Source organism: Microbacter sp. GSS18, assembly GCA_029319145.1.
Classification (GTDB): domain Bacteria; phylum Actinomycetota; class Actinomycetes; order Actinomycetales; family Microbacteriaceae; genus Microbacterium.
In genome coordinates, this window is sequence record CP119753.1 from 1,218,515 (window position 1) to 1,237,058 (window position 18,544).

The window sequence follows — 18,544 nt, forward strand, 5'->3', positions numbered from 1 at the left end:
CTCGTTCTCGGGCCGCGGCCTGGGGCCGGGCTCGTCAGATGGCGAAACCGAGCGCGCGCATCATGTCGCGCCCGTCATCGGTGATCCGCTCGGGACCCCACGGCGGCATCCAGACCCAGTTGATCCGGAAGCGCTCGACCACCTGGTCCAGCGCCTGGGCCGTCTGCTCCTCGAGCACATCGGTCAACGGGCATCCGGCCGACGTGAGCGTCATGTGGATGACCAGCGCGTCGTTCTCGTCGTCCCACGCGAGATCGTAGATCAGGCCCAGATCGACGACGTTGATCCCCAGCTCGGGGTCCATGACGTCCTTGAGCGCTTCGATGACCTCGTCGTACTTCTCGGTCGCGAGTATTGCGGTCATGTAACGATTCTAGGGTCTCAGGCGTCGGTATCGGCCGCGAGCGGCGCGAGGAAGCGGTCGTATCCCTCATCCTCGAGGCGCGTGGCGAGCTCGGGGCCGCCCTCCTCGACGATCCGGCCGCCCACCATGACGTGCACGAAGTCGGGGTGGATGTACCGCAGGATGCGCGTGTAGTGCGTGATGAGGAGCACACCGAGGTCGGTCGCCTCCTTGGCGCGGTTCACGCCTTCCGACACGATCTTCAGAGCGTCGACGTCCAGACCGGAGTCGGTCTCGTCGAGGACGGCCATCTTGGGCTTGAGCACCTCGAGCTGCAGGATCTCGTGGCGCTTCTTCTCACCGCCCGAGAATCCCTCGTTGACGTTGCGCTGGGCGAACTTGGCGTCCATGCGCAGGTTCTTCATGGACTCCTTGACGTCCTTCGTCCACGTGCGGATCGACGGGGCCTCGCCGTCGAGCGCGGTCTTGGCGGTGCGCAGGAAGTTCGTGACCGTCACGCCGGGGATCTCGACGGGGTACTGCATCGCCAGGAAGAGGCCGGCGCGGGCGCGCTCGTCGACGGACATCTCGAGCACGTCCTCACCGTCGAAGGTGATCGTGCCGCTGGTGACGGTGTACTTGGGGTGGCCGGCGATGGTGTACGCCAGCGTCGACTTGCCCGAGCCGTTGGGGCCCATGATGGCGTGGGTTTCGCCGGTGCGGATGGTCAGCGTGACGCCGTTGAGGATCGGGGTCGTGCCGGCTTCGGTCTCGACCGTCACATGCAGGTCGCGGATCTCGAGGACAGACATAGAGTTCAGACTTCCTTCTTCACGTTCGTGTCGATGAGCACGTCGTCGCCGTCGATGGTGACCTCGAATACGGGGACGGGCTCATAAGCGGGGAGGTTCAGGGGCTTGCCGGTGCGCAGCGAGAAGGCCGAGCCATGGGCCCAGCACTCCAGCGTCTCGCCGTCGACGAAGCCCTCGGCGAGCGAGATGTCGCCGTGTGTGCAGGTGTCGCCGATGGCGTGCACCTCGCCGTTGGAGTCGAGGACGACGGCGATGGCCACGCCGTCCATCTCGACGCGCAGCGCGCTGTCCTGCTCGAGGTCGCTCAGGGCGCAGGCACGCTGTGCGGTCATCGGGAAACCTCCTGGGCGAGTTCGGTCTCGATCAAGGCGAACAGCTCGGCCTCGAGGTCCTCGACCCCGATCTTCTGGACGATCTCGGCGAGGAAGCCGAGCACGACCAGGCGTCGCGCCTCGTCCTCGGCGATGCCGCGCGACTGCAGGTAGAACAGCTGCTCGTCGTCGAAGCGTCCCGTGGCGCTGGCATGGCCGGCGCCCCGGATGTCCCCGGTCTCGATCTCGAGGTTCGGGATCGAGTCGGCGCGGGCGCCGTCGGTGAGGACGAGGTTCCGGTTCGCCTCGTACGAGTCGGTGCCGACGGCATCCGGTCCGATGAGGACGTCTCCGATCCAGACGCTCCGGGCGCTCTCGCCCTGCAGGGCGCCCTTGTACAGCACATCACCCGAGGTCGACGCGCCCTTGTGGTGCAGGAACACCTGGCTCTCGAGGTGCTGCCCGGCGTCCGAGTAGCTGAGCCCGAACAGCTCGCCGCGGGACCCCGTGCCGGTCAGCTCGACGCTGGGGTTGACGCGCACCACGCCGCCGCCGAAGCTGACGACGATGTGGCGCAGGGTCGCGTCGCGGTCGACGCGCGCCTGGTGCGAGGCTGCGTGCACGGTGTCGTCGTCCCACTCCTGCACCGAGACGACCTCGAGGTGCGAGCCGTCTCCCGCGATGATCTCGACGTTCTGCGCGTACTGCGCGCTGCCGCCGTGGCGCAGCAGCACCGTGCCGCGCGCGTTGGCCTGCGCCTCGATGACGATGTGCGCGTTCGCGCGACGGTCGGCGCCGCGGCCGGTGGCGGCGATCACCACGGGGGTGTCGAGTTCGACGCCCGCCGGGATGCGCACGTGCAGCGCCTCGTCGGTGCGGGCCCAGGCGATCGCGGCCGGCAGGTCCTCGGGCTCGAAGGCGTCGCCGCGCGGCGCCTCGCCCGGCCGCAGGACGCCGATGACCGCCGTCTCGGGGGCCTCCACCGCGTAGTCCACCGCGGCGTCTCCGGGACGGTCGTCTGTGGCGACGTCCTCGAAGAGCGGCGCGAGCCGTGCCACGGGGGAATGCTTCCAATTCACCTCGCGGCCGGTGGGCGCGGCGAAGTCGGCGGGCTCGTACGAGCGGGGGCGCTCCGATCGCGTCTGCACCGGAACGAACGCTCCGGCCCCGTCCGAATGCGGCCGAGATCCCGGCACCGTCGCGGGTGCCTGCGTCGTGGTCGTCATCTAGCCGACCGATCCTTCCATGCCCATCTCGATGAGCTTGTTCAGTTCCATGGCGTACTCCATCGGCAGCTCGCGCGCGATCGGCTCGATGAAGCCGCGCACGATCATGGCCATCGCCTCGTCTTCGGGGAGGCCGCGCGACTGCAGATAGAACAGCTGCTCCTCGCTGACCTTCGACACCGTCGCCTCATGACCGAGCTGCACGTCGTCGACGCGGATGTCGATCGCCGGGTAGGTGTCCGAACGCGAGATCGTGTCGACCAGCAGCGCATCGCATCGCACGGTGTTGGCGGAGTGGTGGGCGTTCTCGTCGACGCGGACCTCGCCGCGGTAGCCGGCGCGCCCTCCGCCGCGCGCGATGGACTTCGACACGATCGACGACTGCGTGTACGGCGCCATGTGGATCATCTTCGCGCCGGCGTCCTGGTGCTGCCCGGGACCGGCGAAGGCCACCGACAGGGTCTCGCCCTTGGCGTGCTCGCCCATGAGGAAGATCGACGGGTACTTCATCGTGACCTTCGAGCCGATGTTGCCGTCGACCCACTCCATGGTCGCGCCCTCGTGGGCCACGGCGCGCTTGGTCACGAGGTTGTAGACGTTGTTCGACCAGTTCTGGATGGTCGTGTAGCGCACGCGGGCGTTCTTCTTGACGATGATCTCCACGACGGCGGAGTGCAGCGAGTCGCTCTTGTAGATCGGCGCCGTGCAGCCCTCGATGTAGTGGACGTAGGAGTCCTCGTCGGCGATGATCAGCGTCCGCTCGAACTGACCCATGTTCTCGGTGTTGATGCGGAAGTACGCCTGCAGGGGGATCTCCACGTGCACGCCCTTGGGGACGTAAACGAACGATCCGCCCGACCACACCGCGGTGTTCAGCGCGGCGAACTTGTTGTCGCCGGCGGGGATCACCGTGCCGAAGTACTCCTCGAAGAACTCGGGGTGCTCGCGCAGCGCCGTGTCGGTGTCCATGAAGATCACGCCCTGGGCTTCGAGGTCCTCGCGGATCTGGTGGTACACCACCTCGGACTCGTACTGGGCGGCGACGCCGGCGACGAGCCGGGCGCGCTCGGCCTCGGGGATGCCGAGGCGCTCGTACGTGTTGCGGATGTCCTCGGGCAGGTCCTCCCAGGTCTGGGCCTGCTTCTCGGTGGACCGCACGAAGTACTTGATGTTGTCGAAGTCGATGGCGCTGAGGTCGGCACCCCAGGTCGGCATCGGCTTCCGTCCGAACAGCTGCAGGCCCTTCAGCCGGGTCTTCAGCATCCATTCGGGTTCGCTCTTGAGAGCCGAGATGTCACGCACGACCGCCTCGGAGATGCCGCGCCTGGCGCTGGCGCCCGCGGCGTCCGGGTCGTGCCATCCGAACTCGTATACGCCGAGGCCCTCGAGCTCCGGCCGGTCGATCAGCACATCAGACATGGTCGATTTTCTCCTCCGGGTCCAAACGGTGTCATCCGCCCCGGCATTCCTGCTCTCCCGGTGGAGTTACCGGGAGGGGATGCCGCTGGTGGGCCCTCACTTTTCGGCGCTGACCTCGCGCCTAGACTGTCAGTGGTGCGCGGCGCGATTCCACGCCCGCAGCCGACCCTCAGATTCTACAGGTTCCACCCCCACCCCGGACGAACCGAGAACCGCACGGGCCCGACGCGGCCCGTGCACGCCACGGCCCAGGAGAACCCGCCGCATGTCCGCAGACACCGCTTCCCGCACCACCTCCCCCTCGGGGAACGCGTTCTGGAGGTGGCTGCCCGACCGCGTCGACGCGCGCGTGCGCGTTTTCGCGTGGCTGTCGTTCCTCGCCGAGGTGACCATCATCGGCACCGGCGGAGCCGTGCGGCTGACCGGCTCGGGGCTCGGCTGCCCGACCTGGCCGACGTGCACCCCCGAATCGCTCGTCCCGACGCCCGAGATGGGGATCCACGGCGTCATCGAGTTCGGCAACCGGACGCTCACGGGCCTCGTCGGCATCCTCGCGGTCATCGTGATCGTGCTGCTGCTGCGCATCCGCCGTGAGCGCCGGGACCTGTTCACGCTCGCCGTCATCGTGCTCGCCGGCGTGGTCGCGCAGGCGATCGTGGGCGGCATCACGGTCCTGACCGGCCTGAACCCGTTCATCGTGGGCTTCCACTACGTCGCCTCGCTGACGCTCGTGGCGGTGACCGCCGCGTTCCTGGCACGCATGGGCGAGCCGGCCGGTCCGCGCGAGCCCGTGGTCTCGCGCGCACACCGCATCCTCGCGCACGCGGCCTCCGCCGTCCTGCTCGTCACCGTCGTCGTGGGCGTGCTCACCACGGGCGCCGGCCCCCACTCCGGCGACGCGGACGCCGGACGCAACGGCTTCGATGTCGAGGTGCTCGAGCACCTTCACGCGTGGCCCGCCTACGCGCTGTTCGCCCTGACGCTCGCTCTGCTGGTCTTCGCGTGGCGGATCCGCCGCACCGCTCCGCGCGTGCTCGCCTGGACCGCCGCCCTGCTGGTCGTCGAGCTCGTCCAGATCGGAATCGGCCTGTACCAGGCCCGCAACGGACTGCCCGAGCTGGCCGTCGGCATCCACATGGTGCTCGCGGCGCTGCTGGTCGCGACGATGACGGGGCTCCTGCTGCGCCTGCGCGCGGTGCCCGCACACACAGCCGACGCATAGGCGGCTCCGGGGAACCGCACGAGCGCGCCTGGCACGGTGAGGACCGCGTCGGCGACACGGTCGGCGCGCACACCAGCCGACCCGACCCTGGGAGACCCCATGACCACCCGCCCCCGTCTCGCCACCCGCATCCCCTTCTGGGGCCTCGTCATCGCCTCGCTCGGCAGCGCCGCGGCGGGCGCTGTGATCCTCGTCGAGCGACTCGGCGTCATGACGACGACGCTCACCGACGGCACCGCGACCGGCGTCGAGGTCTATGTCGGGCAGTCGCTCGCGGTCGTCGGCGCCGTGCTGCTCGGCGCGGGCGTCGTCGGCATCCTCCTCGCTCTCGCGATCGCATCGCTCGCGTCGCTGCGCCCGGCGGCCCCCGTCGAGGTCGTCGAGCCGGCCGATGCCGCGGACGAGATCGACGAGAGCACCGCAGCCGGCGAGCACGGCTACGAGCGCGGTCTCGGCTACACGTCGCAGTTCGAGGCGGTGGACGCCGACGCGGACGCCGACGCGACGCCCGCCGTAGCCTCCCGCTGACCCCCTGCCCGCCGCGGCCGTCGCGCGCCAGCCTGCCGTCATGACGACGGCGTCGGTCGCGACGGCCGCGGTGCTTCTGGGGCTGGCGGCCGCGGCCATCGCCGCCGCCCGCGCCTGAGCATCCCCGCGGCACGACGCCCCTCACAGCCCTCGCATAGCAAAGCCACAGGCCGCTTCACGCCCATCCTGCCATCCTTGTGGTCAGACCACCGGATCGAAAGGAACCGACATGAAGGACTTCGCATACACCGCCACCCCGACCGGCCAGTTCACGGTGCTGACCGGCGGCCTCGAGGACCTGGGCTACGACCCCGCCCTGGGCTACACGCCGGACGCCGGCCTCAGCATCCGCTGAGCCGCAGGCTCAGAACGGCAGCAGCGGGTCGACCGCGATCGCCACGAAGATCAGCGTCAGATACGTGATCGATGCGTGGAAGACGCGCATCGGGCGCGGCTCGGTGCCCCGGATCGCCCGGTTGTACAGCCGGTGCGATTCGTAGATGAACCATCCGCCGAAGACGAGAGCGGATGCCGTGTACACCAGCCCCATGCCCGCCACCGGGATCAGCAGGAGCGAGCTGACCACCGTCGCCCACGTGTAGAGGATGACGTGGAGACCGACCTGCGACCCGTGGCGGGTCGCCCCGAGCATCGGGACGTCGACGGAGTCGTACTGGTCGCTGTACTTCATCGACAGCGGCCAGTAGTGCGGCGGGGTCCACAGGAAGACGAGCACGAACAGGATCACCGGCGGCCATGCGAGCGAGCCGGTGACCGCGCTCCAGCCGATCAGCACCGGGAAGCAGCCGGCAATGCCGCCCCACACGATGTTCTGCTCGGTGCGGCGCTTGAGGATCATCGTGTAGATCACGACGTAGAAGAAGATCGCGCCGGCCGAAAGCGCCGCCGCCAGGAGGTTCGTGGTCGCCCACAGCCATACGGTGGACGCGACCGCGAGCGCCCACGCGAACACGAGCGCTCCCCGCGGCGACACCTCGCCGGTCACGAGCGGGCGGTTCACCGTGCGCTGCATGTGCGCGTCGATGTCCCGATCGAGGTACATGTTGAAAGCCGCGGCCGACCCCGCACTCATCGACCCGCCGATGACGGTCGCGACGACGAGCCAGAGCGACGGGAACCCGCCCTCGGCGAGGATCATCACCGGAACGGTGGTCACCAGCAGCAGCTCGAGCACGCGCGGCTTGGTCAGCGCGATGTACGCGCGGATCGTGCGGCCGAGGGAGGGGCGGACGTCTCGCGGTGCCGGAACGGGCGTTCGCGCGCCCGCCGTCGTCGTGATGTCCATCGCCCCCGCAATCGCCGCCTAGGAAACCACCCCATTCTATGGCATGGCCCGCACCCCACCGGATCGCCCCCCGGCCCCACGTCCGCCGCAGCGTCCGGGTCGCGGTCGATCCCGACCGCCACGCTGTGCGATCGACCTCTCGCCGGGGCCGGGGCGACGTGAGAAGACCGACATCGCGACGTCACGCCGACGACACCTCGGGGGCATCCCGTCCCGCAATACTTGCTCGCGTGCCGGCGGCCACCCTCCGCCGGCGGTGAGGATCGGAACTTCCGAACGCAGAGTGTTACCGGTAACATCAGCGTGATGGCATGTCACCCCGGCATGTCACACAACGAGACGCATCGCCCGTGCGGCGTGCCGCTTCGCTAAGCTGAACCACACATTCGCGCTCGCGCAGCTCCTCCTGATCCGACCCCCATGTCACGGGCGTCCGCGGAGAGATCTTCCCGCGGGTGCACCCTCAGGAAAGGTCACCGAGTGCCGGATTTGCTATGGGATGAGATCGACGCGCGCGCCGTGGACACGGCCCGCATCCTGGCCGCGGACGCGGTCGAGAAGGTGGGCAACGGCCACCCCGGCACGGCGATGAGCCTGGCGCCGGCGGCCTACCTGCTCTACCAGCGCGTCATGAACCACGACCCCGCCGACACGCATTGGGTGGGCCGCGACCGGTTCATCCTCTCCGCGGGCCACTCCTCGCTCACGCAGTACGTGCAGCTGTACCTCGGCGGCTTCGGCCTCGAGCTGGACGACCTGAAGTCGCTGCGCACGTGGGGGTCGCTCACCCCGGGCCACCCCGAGTACGGCCACACCGACGGCGTCGAGATCACCACCGGCCCGCTCGGTCAGGGCCTGGCGTCGTCTGTCGGCTTCGCCTATGCCGCCCGCTACGAGCGGGGTCTGTTCGACCCCGAGGCCCCGGCCGGCGAGAGCCCCTTCGACCACTACGTCTACGTGATCGCCTCGGACGGCGACCTGCAGGAGGGCGTCACGAGCGAGGCCTCGAGCCTGGCCGGTCACCAGCAGCTCGGCAACCTCATCGCCATCTACGACTCGAACCAGATCTCGATCGAGGACGACACCGACATCGCCTTCACCGAGGACGTCGTGAAGCGCTACGAGGCCTACGGCTGGCAGGTGCAGACCGTCGACTGGAAGAAGACCGGCGAGTACGTCGAGGACGTCGCCGAGCTGTACGCCGCCATCGAGGCGGCCAAGGCCGCGACCGACAAGCCGTCGCTGATCGTGCTGAAGACGATCATCGGCTGGCCGGCGCCCGGCAAGCAGAACACCGGCAAGATCCACGGCTCGGCGCTCGGCGCCGACGAGCTCGCCGCCACCAAGGACGTCCTCGGCTTCGACCCGGAGCAGAGCTTCGTCGTCGCCGACGACGTCATCGACCGCACCCGCGGGCTCGCGGACCGCGCCGCCGGGATCCGTGCGACGTGGCAGGAGAAGTTCGACGCGTGGGCTGCGGCCAACCCCGAGCGCAAGGCGCTGTTCGACCGTCTGGAGGCCGGAGAGCTGCCCGCGGACCTCGAGGCCGCGCTGCCGACGTTCGAGGCCGGCAAGGACGTGTCGACGCGCGCCGCGTCGGGACAGGTCATCAACGGCCTCGCATCGGTGCTGCCCGAGCTGTGGGGCGGCTCGGCCGACCTGGCCGAGTCGAACCTGACGACGATCAAGTCGGCGAAGTCCTTCGTCCCGGCCGAGTGGTCGACCGACGAGTGGTCGGGCGACCCGTACGGCCGCGTGATGCACTTCGGCATCCGCGAGCACGCGATGGGTGCGATCGTGAACGGCATCGTGCTGCACGGCAAGACTCGCGCCTTCGGCGGCACGTTCCTGATCTTCAGCGACTACATGCGTCCGGCCGTGCGTCTGGCGGCGCTGATGAACGTGCCCTCGATCTACGTGTGGACGCACGACTCGGTCGCGCTCGGCGAGGACGGGCCGACACACCAGCCGATCGAGCAGCTCGCGTCGCTGCGCGCGATCCCGAACTTCACGGTCGTGCGTCCCGCGGACGCCAACGAGACCGCCGCCGCCTGGCTCGAGATGCTCCGCCGAAGCGAGGGTCCGGCCGGAATCGCGCTGACCCGTCAGAACATCCCGGTGTTCGAGCGCGGCGAGGGCGACGCCGACGGCGACGTGTTCGCCTCCGCCGCCGGAGCGGCGAAGGGCGCCTACGTCCTGGCCGAGGCACCCGGCGGCACGCCCGACGTGATCCTCATCGCCACCGGCTCCGAGGTCCAGCTCGCCGTCGCGGCGCGCGAGACCCTCGCCGCCGACGGCGTGAACGCCCGCGTCGTGTCGGCGCCCTCGCTGGAGTGGTTCGCCGAGCAGGACGAGGCGTACCGCGAGAGCGTGCTTCCGGCGTCGGTCAAGGCGCGCGTGTCGGTCGAGGCGGGTTCGGCCCTGTCGTGGCGGGGCATCGTCGGCGACGCCGGGCGCTCGGTCGCGATCGACCACTTCGGCGCGTCGGCCGACTACAAGACCCTGTTCCAGAAGTTCGGCTTCACCGCCGAAGCGGTCGTCGAGGCGGCACGCGAATCCCTCGCCGCCGTCGCGGCGGCACAGTGAGTACGAGGAGAGACAACCCATGAGCACTCCCACCGAACAGCTCGTCGCCGAAGGCGTCAGCATCTGGCTCGACGATCTCTCGCGCGACCGGATCGTGACCGGCAACCTCGCCGGCCTCATCACCTCCCGCAACATCTCCGGCGTCACCACGAACCCGACGATCTTCCAGGGCGCGATCGGCTCCGGGGCCGCCGCGTACGCCGGACAGATCACCGAGCTCGCCAAGGCCGGCGCGTCGGTCGACGAGGCGATCTTCGCCGCGACCACCGACGATGTGCGCGACGCGTGCGACATCCTCCGTCCCGTGTTCGACGCCTCCGGCGGCGTCGACGGACGCGTGTCGATCGAGGTCTCCCCCGACCTCGCCCACGACACCGACGAGACGATCGCGCAGGCCAAGGCGCTGTGGGAGCGGGTGGACCGTCCCAACGCGCTGATCAAGATCCCCGCGACCAAGGCCGGGCTCCCCGCGATCACCGAGGTCATCGGCTCGGGCATCAGCGTCAACGTCACGCTGATCTTCTCGCTGGAGCGGTACGCCGAGGTCATCGACGCCTACCTCGCGGGGCTCGCCAAGGCCCAGGCGGCGGGCATCGACCTGGCCACGATCGAGTCGGTCGCGTCGTTCTTCGTCTCGCGCGTGGACACCGAGGTCGACAAGCGCCTCACCGCGATCGGCACCGACGCCGCCGAGGCCCTCAAGAGCAAGGCGGGCGTGGCCAACGCGCGCCTGGCGTACGAGCTGTTCGAGCAGAAGTTCGCCGAGGAGAAGGCCACGGCGCTCGTCGCCGCCGGCGCCAAGGTGCAGCGTCCGCTGTGGGCCTCGACCGGCGTGAAGGACCCGGCGCTGCCCGACACCCTCTACGTCACCGAGCTCGTCGCCGCCGGCACGGTGAACACGATGCCCGAGAAGACCCTCGAGGCCACCTTCGACCACGGCGTGGTCGAGGGCGACACCGTCACGGCGAACTACGGCGACGCGCACGCCCACTTCGACGCCCTCGCGAGCATCGGCGTCGACTTCGCCGACGTCACCCAGGTCCTCGAGGACGAAGGCGTCGACAAGTTCATCGCCTCGTGGCACGACCTCCAGAACACCGTGAAGACCGCGCTGGAAGACGCGCTGGAGTCGACGCGATGAGCTTCGAGATCCACGTCACCGGCCACGTGAAGTCGGTGGTGGACGAGACCCTGCCGGGCCTCGTCGCGGATCTGATCGCGTCGGGCATCACGGCCGGCGATGCGTCGCTGTGGGGCGCGGACGCCGAGTCCGAGGCGTCGCAGCGTCTCGGCTGGGTCCAGGCGGTCAGCGTCTCACGCCCGCTGGTGGCCGAGATCGAGGCGCTGCGCGCCGACCTCGTCGCGCGCGGGGTCACCCGGGTCGTGCTGGCCGGAATGGGAGGCTCATCGCTCGCTCCCGAGGTCATCGCACGCACGGCGGGGATCCCGCTGGTGATCCTCGACTCCACCTCGCCCGGTCAGGTGCTCGCCGCGCTCGACGGCGACCCCGAGTCGGGCGGGCTCACGCAGACGCTGCTCGTGGTGTCGTCCAAGTCGGGCTCGACCGTCGAGACCGACTCGGCGAAGCGCGCCTTCGAGGCCGCGTTCCGCGATCTCGGCATCGACCCCTCCGAGCGCATCGTGGTCGTGACCGATCCCGGTTCTCCGCTGGACCAGTCCGCCCGCGCCGACGGCTACCGCGTCTTCAACGCGGACCCGAGCGTCGGCGGCCGGTACTCGGCGCTCACCGCCTTCGGCCTCGTGCCGGCGGGGTTGGCCGGCGCCGACATCGGCGAGCTGCTCGACGAGGCCGACGCGACACTGCTCGAGGTCGCGATCGACAGCCCCGACAACCCCGCGCTGGTGCTCGCCGCGGCGATCGCCGGCGGCTCGCCCCGACGCGACAAGCTGGGTCTGATCACCGACGGCACCCACATCGTGGGCCTGCCCGACTGGATCGAGCAGCTCGTCGCCGAGTCGACGGGCAAGGACGGCACGGGCATCCTGCCGGTCGTCCTGCTCCCCGTCTCGCCGGAGGTCGACGAACCCGGGGACGACGTGCAGCTGCTGCGCCTCGTCGACGAAGCCGACGAGTTCCACCTCTTCGAGCGTCACGTCGGCGAGATCCTCGTCAGCGGCTCGCTCGCCGCGCAATTCGTGGTGTGGGAGTACGCCACGGCGATCGCGGGGCGCATGCTCGGCATCAATCCGTTCGACCAGCCCGACGTCGAGTCGGCCAAGGCCGCCGCGCGCGGTCTGCTCGAGGCACGGCCGACGCCGCAGGCGCCGGCCTTCACCGCCGACGGCGTCGAGGTGCGGGTCTCGGATCCGGCACTGGCGGCATCCGGCACCGTCGCGGGCGTCCTCGACGCCCTGTGGGCCGTCGTGCCCGACGGCGGCTACGTCGCCGTGCAGGCGTACGTCAACCGCCTCGAGCTGCCGCAGCTGCAGGGTCTGCGCGAGATGATCGCCGCCGACTCGGGCAAGCCGACGACGTTCGGGTGGGGACCTCGGTTCCTCCACTCGACGGGCCAGTACCACAAGGGCGGGCCCGCGAACGGCGTATTCGTGCAGATCCTCGAGCGGACCGACGTGGATCTCGAGATCCCCGGCCGTCCGTTCACCTTCAGCCAGCTCATCGAAGCCCAGGCCGCCGGCGACGCCGACGTCCTCGCGAACGGCCATGGACGCCCGGTCGTGACTCTCACCCTGACCGACCCTCAGATCGAAGTGCTCTCGCTCTTCGAAGCCGCCCAATAGGAGTCCCTCCCCCGATGACCGTCGAGATCTCGCGCGGACGCAATCCGCTGCGTGACCCCGAAGACCGGCGCCTGAACCGCATCGCGGGTCCCAGCGCGCTCGTGATCTTCGGCGTCACCGGCGACCTGTCGCGCAAGAAGCTGATGCCCGCCGTGTACGACCTGGCCAACCGCGGCCTGCTTCCGCCCGGCTTCGCCCTGGTCGGGTTCGCGCGCCGCGACTGGGACGACCAGGACTTCGCGAAGGTCGTGCACGACGCGGTCAAGCAGAACGCGCGCACCGAGTTCCGCGAGGAGACCTGGAAGCAGCTTCTCCAGGGCATCCGCTTCGTGTCGGGCGAGTTCGACGACCCGGCTTCGTTCCGCCGCCTGCGCGAGACCGTCGAGAGGCTCGACAGCGAGCGGGGCACGATGGGCAACCACGCGTTCTATCTCTCCATCCCGCCGAAGGACTTCCCGCTGGTCGCCGAGCAGCTGAAGGACTCCGGACTCGTCGACGACACGGCCGACCAGCCAGAGCGCTGGCGCCGTGTCGTCATCGAGAAGCCGTTCGGCAGCGACCTCGAGACGGCGCGCTCGCTCAACGACGCGCTGCGTTCGGCGTTCCCGGCGGACTCGATCTTCCGCATCGACCACTACCTCGGCAAGGAGACGGTCCAGAACATCCTGGCCCTGCGCTTCGCCAACGAGCTGTACGAGCCGATCTGGAACCGCAACTACGTCGATCACGTCCAGATCACGATGGCCGAGGACATCGGCGTGGGCGGGCGCGCGGGCTACTACGACGGCATCGGCGCCGCGCGCGACGTCATCCAGAACCACCTGCTGCAGCTCATGGCGCTGACCGCCATGGAGGAGCCGATCTCGTTCGACGCCGCGCATCTGCGGGCGGAGAAGGAGAAGGTGCTCGCCGCGGTGACGCTGCCCGACGACCTGTCGCGCTCGACCTCCCGTGGGCAGTACGCCGGCGGCTGGCAGGGCGGCGAGAAGGTGCGCGGCTTCCTCGACGAGGAAGGCATGGACCCGCAGTCCACGACCGAGACGTATGCCGCCATCACCCTCGAGGTCAACACGCGCCGCTGGGCGGGCGTCCCCTTCTACCTGCGCACGGGCAAGCGGCTCGGGCGACGCGTGACCGAGGTCGCCGTCGTCTTCAAGAGCGCCCCCGAGATGCTGTTCTCGCGCAGCGACCGCTCTGGCCAGGGCCAGAACGCGCTCGTGATCCGCGTGCAGCCCGACGAGGGCGTCACCATCCGCTTCGGATCCAAGGTGCCCGGAGCCAGCGCACAGGTCCGCGACGTCACGATGGACTTCGGGTACGGCCACGCCTTCACCGAGGCGAGCCCCGAGGCCTACGAGCGTCTCATCCTCGACGTTCTGCTCGGCGACCCGCCGCTGTTCCCGCGGCACGAAGAGGTCGAGCTGTCGTGGAAGATCCTCGACCCGATCGAACGGTTCTGGGAGTCCCAGGGCGGCCCGCTCGAACAGTACTCACCCGGCTCGTGGGGCCCGGCATCCGCTCACGAGATGCTCACCCGCGACGGACGCGCTTGGAGGCGCCCGTGATCGTCGACCTTCCCGACACCAACGTCAGCAAGATCTCGCGGGCGCTCGTCAGCGTCCGTGAAGAGGGCGGTGCGGTCGCGCTCGGCCGTGTGCTCACGCTCATCATCATCACGCGCGCCGGGGCGATGGAGGAGGCCATCGAGGCCGCCAACGACGCCTCGCGCGAGCACCCGATGCGCGTCATCTCGCTCATGATCACCGACCCCGACGACCCGGACCCTCGCCTGGACGCGCAGATCCGCGTCGGCGGCGACGCCGGGGCCAGCGAGGTGGTGACGCTGAAGGCACGCGGCGAGGCCGGCCGCTCGAACCTGGAGTCGCTCGTGACCGGCCTGCTGCTGCCGGACGCACCGGTCGTGGTGTGGTGGCCCAACGAGACGCCCCCCGAGCCCTCGCAGACCAGCATCGGTCGGATCGCGCAGCGCCGCATCACCGACGCGGCGACCAAGCCCGATCCGGCGGCGTGGGTCGGCCAGCTCGGCGAATGCTACGCACCGGGCGACACCGACCTGGCGTGGACCCGCCTGACCCGATGGCGCGAGCAGCTCGCCGCGATCCTCGACCAGCCGCCGTATGAGCAGGTCACGGCGGTGCGCGTGCGTGGCGCCGCGGACTCGCCGTCGACGGCGCTCCTCGCCGCCTGGCTGCGCGTCGCCCTCGACGTTCCGGTGGAGTGGGAGTACCTCGACGCCGACGAGTGGCCGCACGGCATCAAGTCGGTCGCGCTCACCCGCGCGAGCGGAGAGGTGCTGCTCGAGCGGCCGAGCCCGGGCGTGGCGATCCTGACGCAGCCCGGACAGCCCAGCCACGAGCTGACCTTCCCGCGGCGGACGTTGCGCGAGTGCCTCGCGGAGGAGCTGCGGCGTCTGGATCCCGACCTCCTGTATGGTCGAGTCATCACGGACGGCTGGGACCTGCTGGACCCGCCGAAGACCCGGGAGGCATAGGAAGAGCGGCATGGTGGAGGTGTGGGCTGAGAAGCGGGTCGTCATCGCGTCCGACCCGGACTCTCTCGCCGAATCCGTCGCGGCGCGTTTCCTCACCCGCGTGAGAAAGCGCGCGGCGAACGGCCGTGCCGCCCATGTCTCGCTCACCGGCGGGACCATGGCGGAGGCCGTGCTCGCCGCTGCCGGGCGCGACCCCCGCGCCCAGCAGATCGACTGGTCGCGCGTCCACTTCTGGTGGAGCGACGAGCGCTTCGTCCCACGTGGCGATGCCGACCGCAACGAGGTCATGGCGCGTGCCGCGCTCCTCGATCGCATCGACATCCCCGAAGAGAACATCCACACCGTCCCGGCGAGCGACGACGGCATCGGTCTCGACGAGGCCGCCGACCGCTATGCCGCCGAGCTCGCCTCGTTCGGCAGCGGCGGCAACCCGTGGCCCAAGTTCTGCGTCTGCTTCCTCGGCGTCGGCTCCGACGCGCACATCGCATCGCTGTTCCCGGACCGTCCCGAGATCCAGATCGTCGATCGCGCGGTCGTCCCCGTGCGCGACTCCCCCAAACCGCCTCCCGAGCGCATCACCGTGACCAGACCGGTGATCAACTCTTCGCTGCGCGTGTGGATGGTGCTCGCCGGCGAGGACAAGGCTGCCGCGCTCGGACTCGCCCTCGCGGGCGCGAACTACGTCAACGTTCCCGCGGGCGGCGCCAAGGGCCGTCGGCGCACCGTGTTCTTCGTCGACGATGCGGCCGCCGCCAGGGTCCCGCCGGAGCTCATCGACCAGGAGTACTGACACACCTGCGAAAAGGAGAGCGGATGCCCGTCCGGCATCCGCTCTCCTTTTCGCGTTCTCGGGTCTACGCCTGACCGCGACGCTCGCGCAGCTGCTTGAGCGCGTCGTCGAGAAGCTCCTCGGCCTCTTCGTCGGTACGACGCTCCTTCACGTAGGCGAGGTGCGTCTTGTACGGCTCGGTCTTGGCCACGGCCGGCGGGTTCTCCTTGTCGCGCCCGGCGGGGAGGCCGGTGTGCGGCGAGTCGATGACGTCGGGGATCTCCTCCTCGGGGATGCCCGCGGCGAAGTACCGCACGGTCTCGTTGCCCATCGCGTCCCAGTACGACACGGCGATGCGATCGGCGTGGTAGCCGTGATCCTGCTCGCCCATGGGTCCGGCACCGACGCGGGTGCCGCGGATCGCGTTGCCTCCTGTTGCCATCAGAGCCCCTGGAACTTCGTGATCAGGCCGAGTGCGACGATCGCGACGAACCACACCAGCGCGAGGACGATGGTGAAGCGGTTCAGGTTGCGCTCGGCGAGACCCGACGAACCGAGGGACGAGGTCATGCCGCCGCCGAACATGTCGGACAGGCCGCCACCGCGTCCCTTGTGAAGGAGGATGAGGAGGGTCAGCAGGAGGCTCGTGATGCCCAGGAGCACCTGCAGGACGAACTCGAGGATCTGCACAGTCGTTGAAGCCTTTCGTCGGCGCCCGGTTCAGGGCACCGATGGTCGAGTATACCCGCCGACGTCAGACGCCGACGTGCTTCTGGTACCGGACGATGGCCGCGAACTCGTCGACGACGAGACTGGCGCCGCCCACGAGAGCGCCGTCCACGTCGGGCTCGCGCATGAAGCTGGCGATGTTCGCCGCCTTCACCGAGCCGCCGTACAGCACGCGCGTGCGGGCCGCCGCATCGTCACCGAGCTTCGACGCGATCACCTCGCGCAGCGCCGCACACACTTCCTGCGCCTGCTCGGGCGAGGCGACCTGGCCGGTGCCGATCGCCCAGACCGGCTCGTAGGCGACGACGATGTCCGCATCGGCGGGCACGGAAGCCAGCGCCACCTCGAGCTGTGCGACCGACACCGCGGTGGGGCCGGACTCCTCGCGCTGCTCGAGCGTCTCGCCGACGCAGATGACCGGCACGAGGCCGTGCTTGAGCGCGGCCTTCACCTTGGCCGCCACGACCTCATCGGTCTCGGCGTGGTACTGCCGGCGCTCGCTGTGGCCGATGATGACGTAGCCGCAGTCGAGCTTCGACAGGAACGCCCCCGAGATCTCGCCCGTGTACGCGCCCGAGTCCTGCGTGGACAGGTCCTGGGCCCCGAGCGAGAACGGGATCTTGTCGGCGTCGATGAGCGTCTGCACGGTGCGGATGTCGGTGAAGGGCGGGAACACCGCGACCTCGACCGAGCCGTCCTCGTGCTTGGCATCCTTGAGCGTCCAGTGCAGCTTCTGCACGAACGCGACCGCCTGCAGGTGGTCCAGGTTCATCTTCCAGTTGCCCGCGATGAGCGGGGTGCGGCTCACTGCCATCCGAGGACCTCCAGTCCGGGGAGCTTCTTTCCTTCGAGGAACTCCAGGCTCGCGCCGCCGCCCGTCGAGATGTGACCGAACGCGTCGTCCGGGAACCCGAGCTGGCGCACCGCCGCGGCGGAGTCGCCGCCGCCGACGACGCTGAGGCCGTCGACCTCGGTGAGCGCCTGCGCGACCGTCTTGGTGCCGGCTGCGAAGGCCTCCATCTCGAACACGCCCATGGGACCGTTCCAGAAGACCGTCTTCGAACCGCGGATCGCGTCGGCGAAGAGCTCCGCCGTCTTGGGGCCGATGTCCAGACCCAGGCCGTCCGCGCCGAAGGCGGTGTCCTCGAGCTTGTCGGCATCCGCGGTGACGTGCTCGGCGTCTGCGGCGAACGACGCCGCGACCACCGCGTCGACCGGGAGCACGAGCTCGACGCCCTTCTCGGCGGCCGTGGCCATGTAGCCCTTGACCGTCTCGAGCTGGTCGGCTTCGAGGAGGCTCTTGCCGACCTCGTAGCCCTGGGCCTTGAGGAAGGTGAACATCATGCCGCCGCCGACGCACAGCTTCTCGACGCGCGGGAGCAGGTGCGCGATGACGCCCAGCTTGTCCGACACCTTCGAGCCACCGAGAACGACCGTATAGGGGCGCTCGGGGTTCTCGGTGAGGCGGTCGAGGACGTCGACCTCCTTCTCGATGAGGTAGCCGGCGGCGGACGGCAGGATCTCGGCGAGATCGTAGACCGAAGCCTGCTTGCGATGGACGACGCCGAATCCGTCGGACACGAGCGCGTCGCCGAGGTCGGCGAGCTGCTCGGCGAACGCGCGGCGCGCCGCCTCGTCCTTCGAGGTCTCGCCGGGGTTGAACCGCAGGTTCTCGATGACCGCGATGTCGCCGTCCTCGAGGGCGGCGACCGCCTCGTGAGCCGACTCGCCCACGGTGTCGCGCGCGAACGCGACGGGCTTGCCGAGCAGCTCGGACAGGCGCTGCGCGACCGGCGCGAGGCTGTACTTCGGGTCCGGCGCCCCGTCGGGGCGCCCCAGGTGCGAGCACGCGACGACGCGCGCGCCCTGGTTGATGAGGTGGTTCAGCGTGGGGAGAGCCGCACGCACGCGGCCATCGTCCGTGATGACGCCGTCCTTGAGGGGGACGTTGAAGTCGACACGGACGATGACGCGCTTGCCTGCGAGCGAACCCAGCGAATCGAGGGTGCGCAGAGCCATGA

Annotated in this window: 19 protein-coding genes; 9 read left to right on the plus strand and 10 right to left on the minus strand. The window is 69.8% G+C overall.

The features are described from left to right. Nucleotides 1–34: 34 nt before the first annotated feature. The 5 genes from P0L94_05765 to sufB are packed head-to-tail and all read right to left on the minus strand — an operon-like array spanning nt 35 to nt 4,096. A complete protein-coding gene (locus P0L94_05765; GenBank protein ID WES65573.1) occupies nt 35–364 on the minus strand; it encodes a metal-sulfur cluster assembly factor in 330 nt (109 codons plus the stop codon). A gap of 17 nt (nt 365–381) precedes the next feature. Continuing rightward, nucleotides 382–1,155, minus strand: coding sequence for a Fe-S cluster assembly ATPase SufC (gene sufC / locus P0L94_05770; GenBank protein WES65574.1), 774 nt, complete (start codon nt 1,153–1,155; stop codon nt 382–384). 5 nt (nt 1,156–1,160) lie between these two features. Next, entirely contained in the window at nt 1,161–1,487 is a 327-nt protein-coding gene (locus tag P0L94_05775; GenBank protein WES65575.1) for a non-heme iron oxygenase ferredoxin subunit, read from the minus strand. After that, nucleotides 1,484–2,692, minus strand: a complete 1,209-nt coding sequence (gene sufD / locus P0L94_05780; protein WES65576.1) for a Fe-S cluster assembly protein SufD — start codon at nt 2,690–2,692, stop codon at nt 1,484–1,486. The genes P0L94_05775 and sufD overlap by 4 nt, the downstream gene beginning before the upstream one ends. Next, the gene (sufB, locus tag P0L94_05785; GenBank protein ID WES66296.1) at nt 2,693–4,096 is read right to left on the minus strand and encodes a Fe-S cluster assembly protein SufB; all 1,404 of its coding nucleotides are present in this window, start codon (nt 4,094–4,096) and stop codon (nt 2,693–2,695) included. A gap of 280 nt (nt 4,097–4,376) precedes the next feature. Here sufB and P0L94_05790 point away from each other — a divergent pair, with 280 nt between their 5' ends. The 3 genes from P0L94_05790 (at nt 4,377) to P0L94_05800 (ending at nt 6,216) form a co-directional block, all read left to right on the plus strand. Next, the gene (locus P0L94_05790; GenBank protein WES65577.1) at nt 4,377–5,333 is read left to right on the plus strand and encodes a COX15/CtaA family protein; all 957 of its coding nucleotides are present in this window, start codon (nt 4,377–4,379) and stop codon (nt 5,331–5,333) included. Nucleotides 5,334–5,432: 99 nt separating this feature from the next. Continuing rightward, entirely contained in the window at nt 5,433–5,861 is a 429-nt protein-coding gene (locus tag P0L94_05795) for a hypothetical protein (GenBank protein ID WES65578.1), read from the plus strand. A 229-nt stretch (nt 5,862–6,090) separates the two neighbouring features. Next, a complete protein-coding gene (locus tag P0L94_05800) occupies nt 6,091–6,216 on the plus strand; it encodes a hypothetical protein (protein WES65579.1) in 126 nt (41 codons plus the stop codon). A gap of 9 nt (nt 6,217–6,225) precedes the next feature. Here P0L94_05800 and P0L94_05805 read toward each other — a convergent pair whose 3' ends face one another. Continuing rightward, on the minus strand, nt 6,226–7,167 hold the full coding sequence (locus P0L94_05805; GenBank protein WES65580.1) for a heme o synthase: 942 nt from the start codon (nt 7,165–7,167) through the stop codon (nt 6,226–6,228). 519 nt (nt 7,168–7,686) lie between these two features. On the opposite strand from P0L94_05805, the gene tkt reads away from it, so the two are divergent. From tkt to pgl, 6 genes are read left to right on the plus strand one after another with little or no spacing between them, the layout of a single operon-like run. Continuing rightward, nucleotides 7,687–9,753 carry a transketolase gene (tkt, locus tag P0L94_05810; GenBank protein ID WES65581.1) on the plus strand — a complete coding sequence of 689 codons (2,067 nt, stop codon included), beginning with the start codon at nt 7,687–7,689 and terminating at the stop codon, nt 9,751–9,753. A gap of 19 nt (nt 9,754–9,772) precedes the next feature. Next, the gene (gene tal / locus P0L94_05815; GenBank protein WES65582.1) at nt 9,773–10,894 is read left to right on the plus strand and encodes a transaldolase; all 1,122 of its coding nucleotides are present in this window, start codon (nt 9,773–9,775) and stop codon (nt 10,892–10,894) included. Beyond that, nucleotides 10,891–12,513, plus strand: a complete 1,623-nt coding sequence (locus tag P0L94_05820) for a hypothetical protein (GenBank protein WES65583.1) — start codon at nt 10,891–10,893, stop codon at nt 12,511–12,513. Before tal ends, P0L94_05820 begins: the two co-directional genes overlap by 4 nt. A 14-nt stretch (nt 12,514–12,527) precedes the next feature. Then, nucleotides 12,528–14,078: a glucose-6-phosphate dehydrogenase gene (gene zwf, locus P0L94_05825; GenBank protein WES65584.1), complete on the plus strand. Its 1,551-nt coding sequence runs from the start codon at nt 12,528–12,530 to the stop codon at nt 14,076–14,078. Beyond that, nucleotides 14,075–15,025, plus strand: a complete 951-nt coding sequence (locus P0L94_05830) for a glucose-6-phosphate dehydrogenase assembly protein OpcA (protein WES65585.1) — start codon at nt 14,075–14,077, stop codon at nt 15,023–15,025. Before zwf ends, P0L94_05830 begins: the two co-directional genes overlap by 4 nt. A gap of 10 nt (nt 15,026–15,035) precedes the next feature. Beyond that, nucleotides 15,036–15,815 carry a 6-phosphogluconolactonase gene (pgl, locus tag P0L94_05835; protein WES65586.1) on the plus strand — a complete coding sequence of 260 codons (780 nt, stop codon included), beginning with the start codon at nt 15,036–15,038 and terminating at the stop codon, nt 15,813–15,815. A gap of 64 nt (nt 15,816–15,879) precedes the next feature. Here pgl and P0L94_05840 read toward each other — a convergent pair whose 3' ends face one another. From P0L94_05840 to P0L94_05855, 4 genes are all read right to left on the minus strand, one after another. Further along, the gene (locus P0L94_05840; GenBank protein ID WES65587.1) at nt 15,880–16,236 is read right to left on the minus strand and encodes an RNA polymerase-binding protein RbpA; all 357 of its coding nucleotides are present in this window, start codon (nt 16,234–16,236) and stop codon (nt 15,880–15,882) included. Beyond that, nucleotides 16,236–16,484, minus strand: a complete 249-nt coding sequence (gene secG, locus P0L94_05845) for a preprotein translocase subunit SecG (GenBank protein ID WES65588.1) — start codon at nt 16,482–16,484, stop codon at nt 16,236–16,238. Before secG ends, P0L94_05840 begins: the two co-directional genes overlap by 1 nt. Before the next feature lie 64 nt (nt 16,485–16,548). Next, complete coding sequence (tpiA, locus tag P0L94_05850; protein ID WES65589.1) at nt 16,549–17,331, minus strand: triose-phosphate isomerase; 783 nt, start codon at nt 17,329–17,331, stop codon at nt 16,549–16,551. After that, nucleotides 17,328–18,542 (minus strand): phosphoglycerate kinase, encoded by a 1,215-nt coding sequence (locus P0L94_05855; GenBank protein WES65590.1) that lies wholly within the window; start codon nt 18,540–18,542, stop codon nt 17,328–17,330. Before P0L94_05855 ends, tpiA begins: the two co-directional genes overlap by 4 nt. Nucleotides 18,543–18,544: the final 2 nt, after the last annotated feature.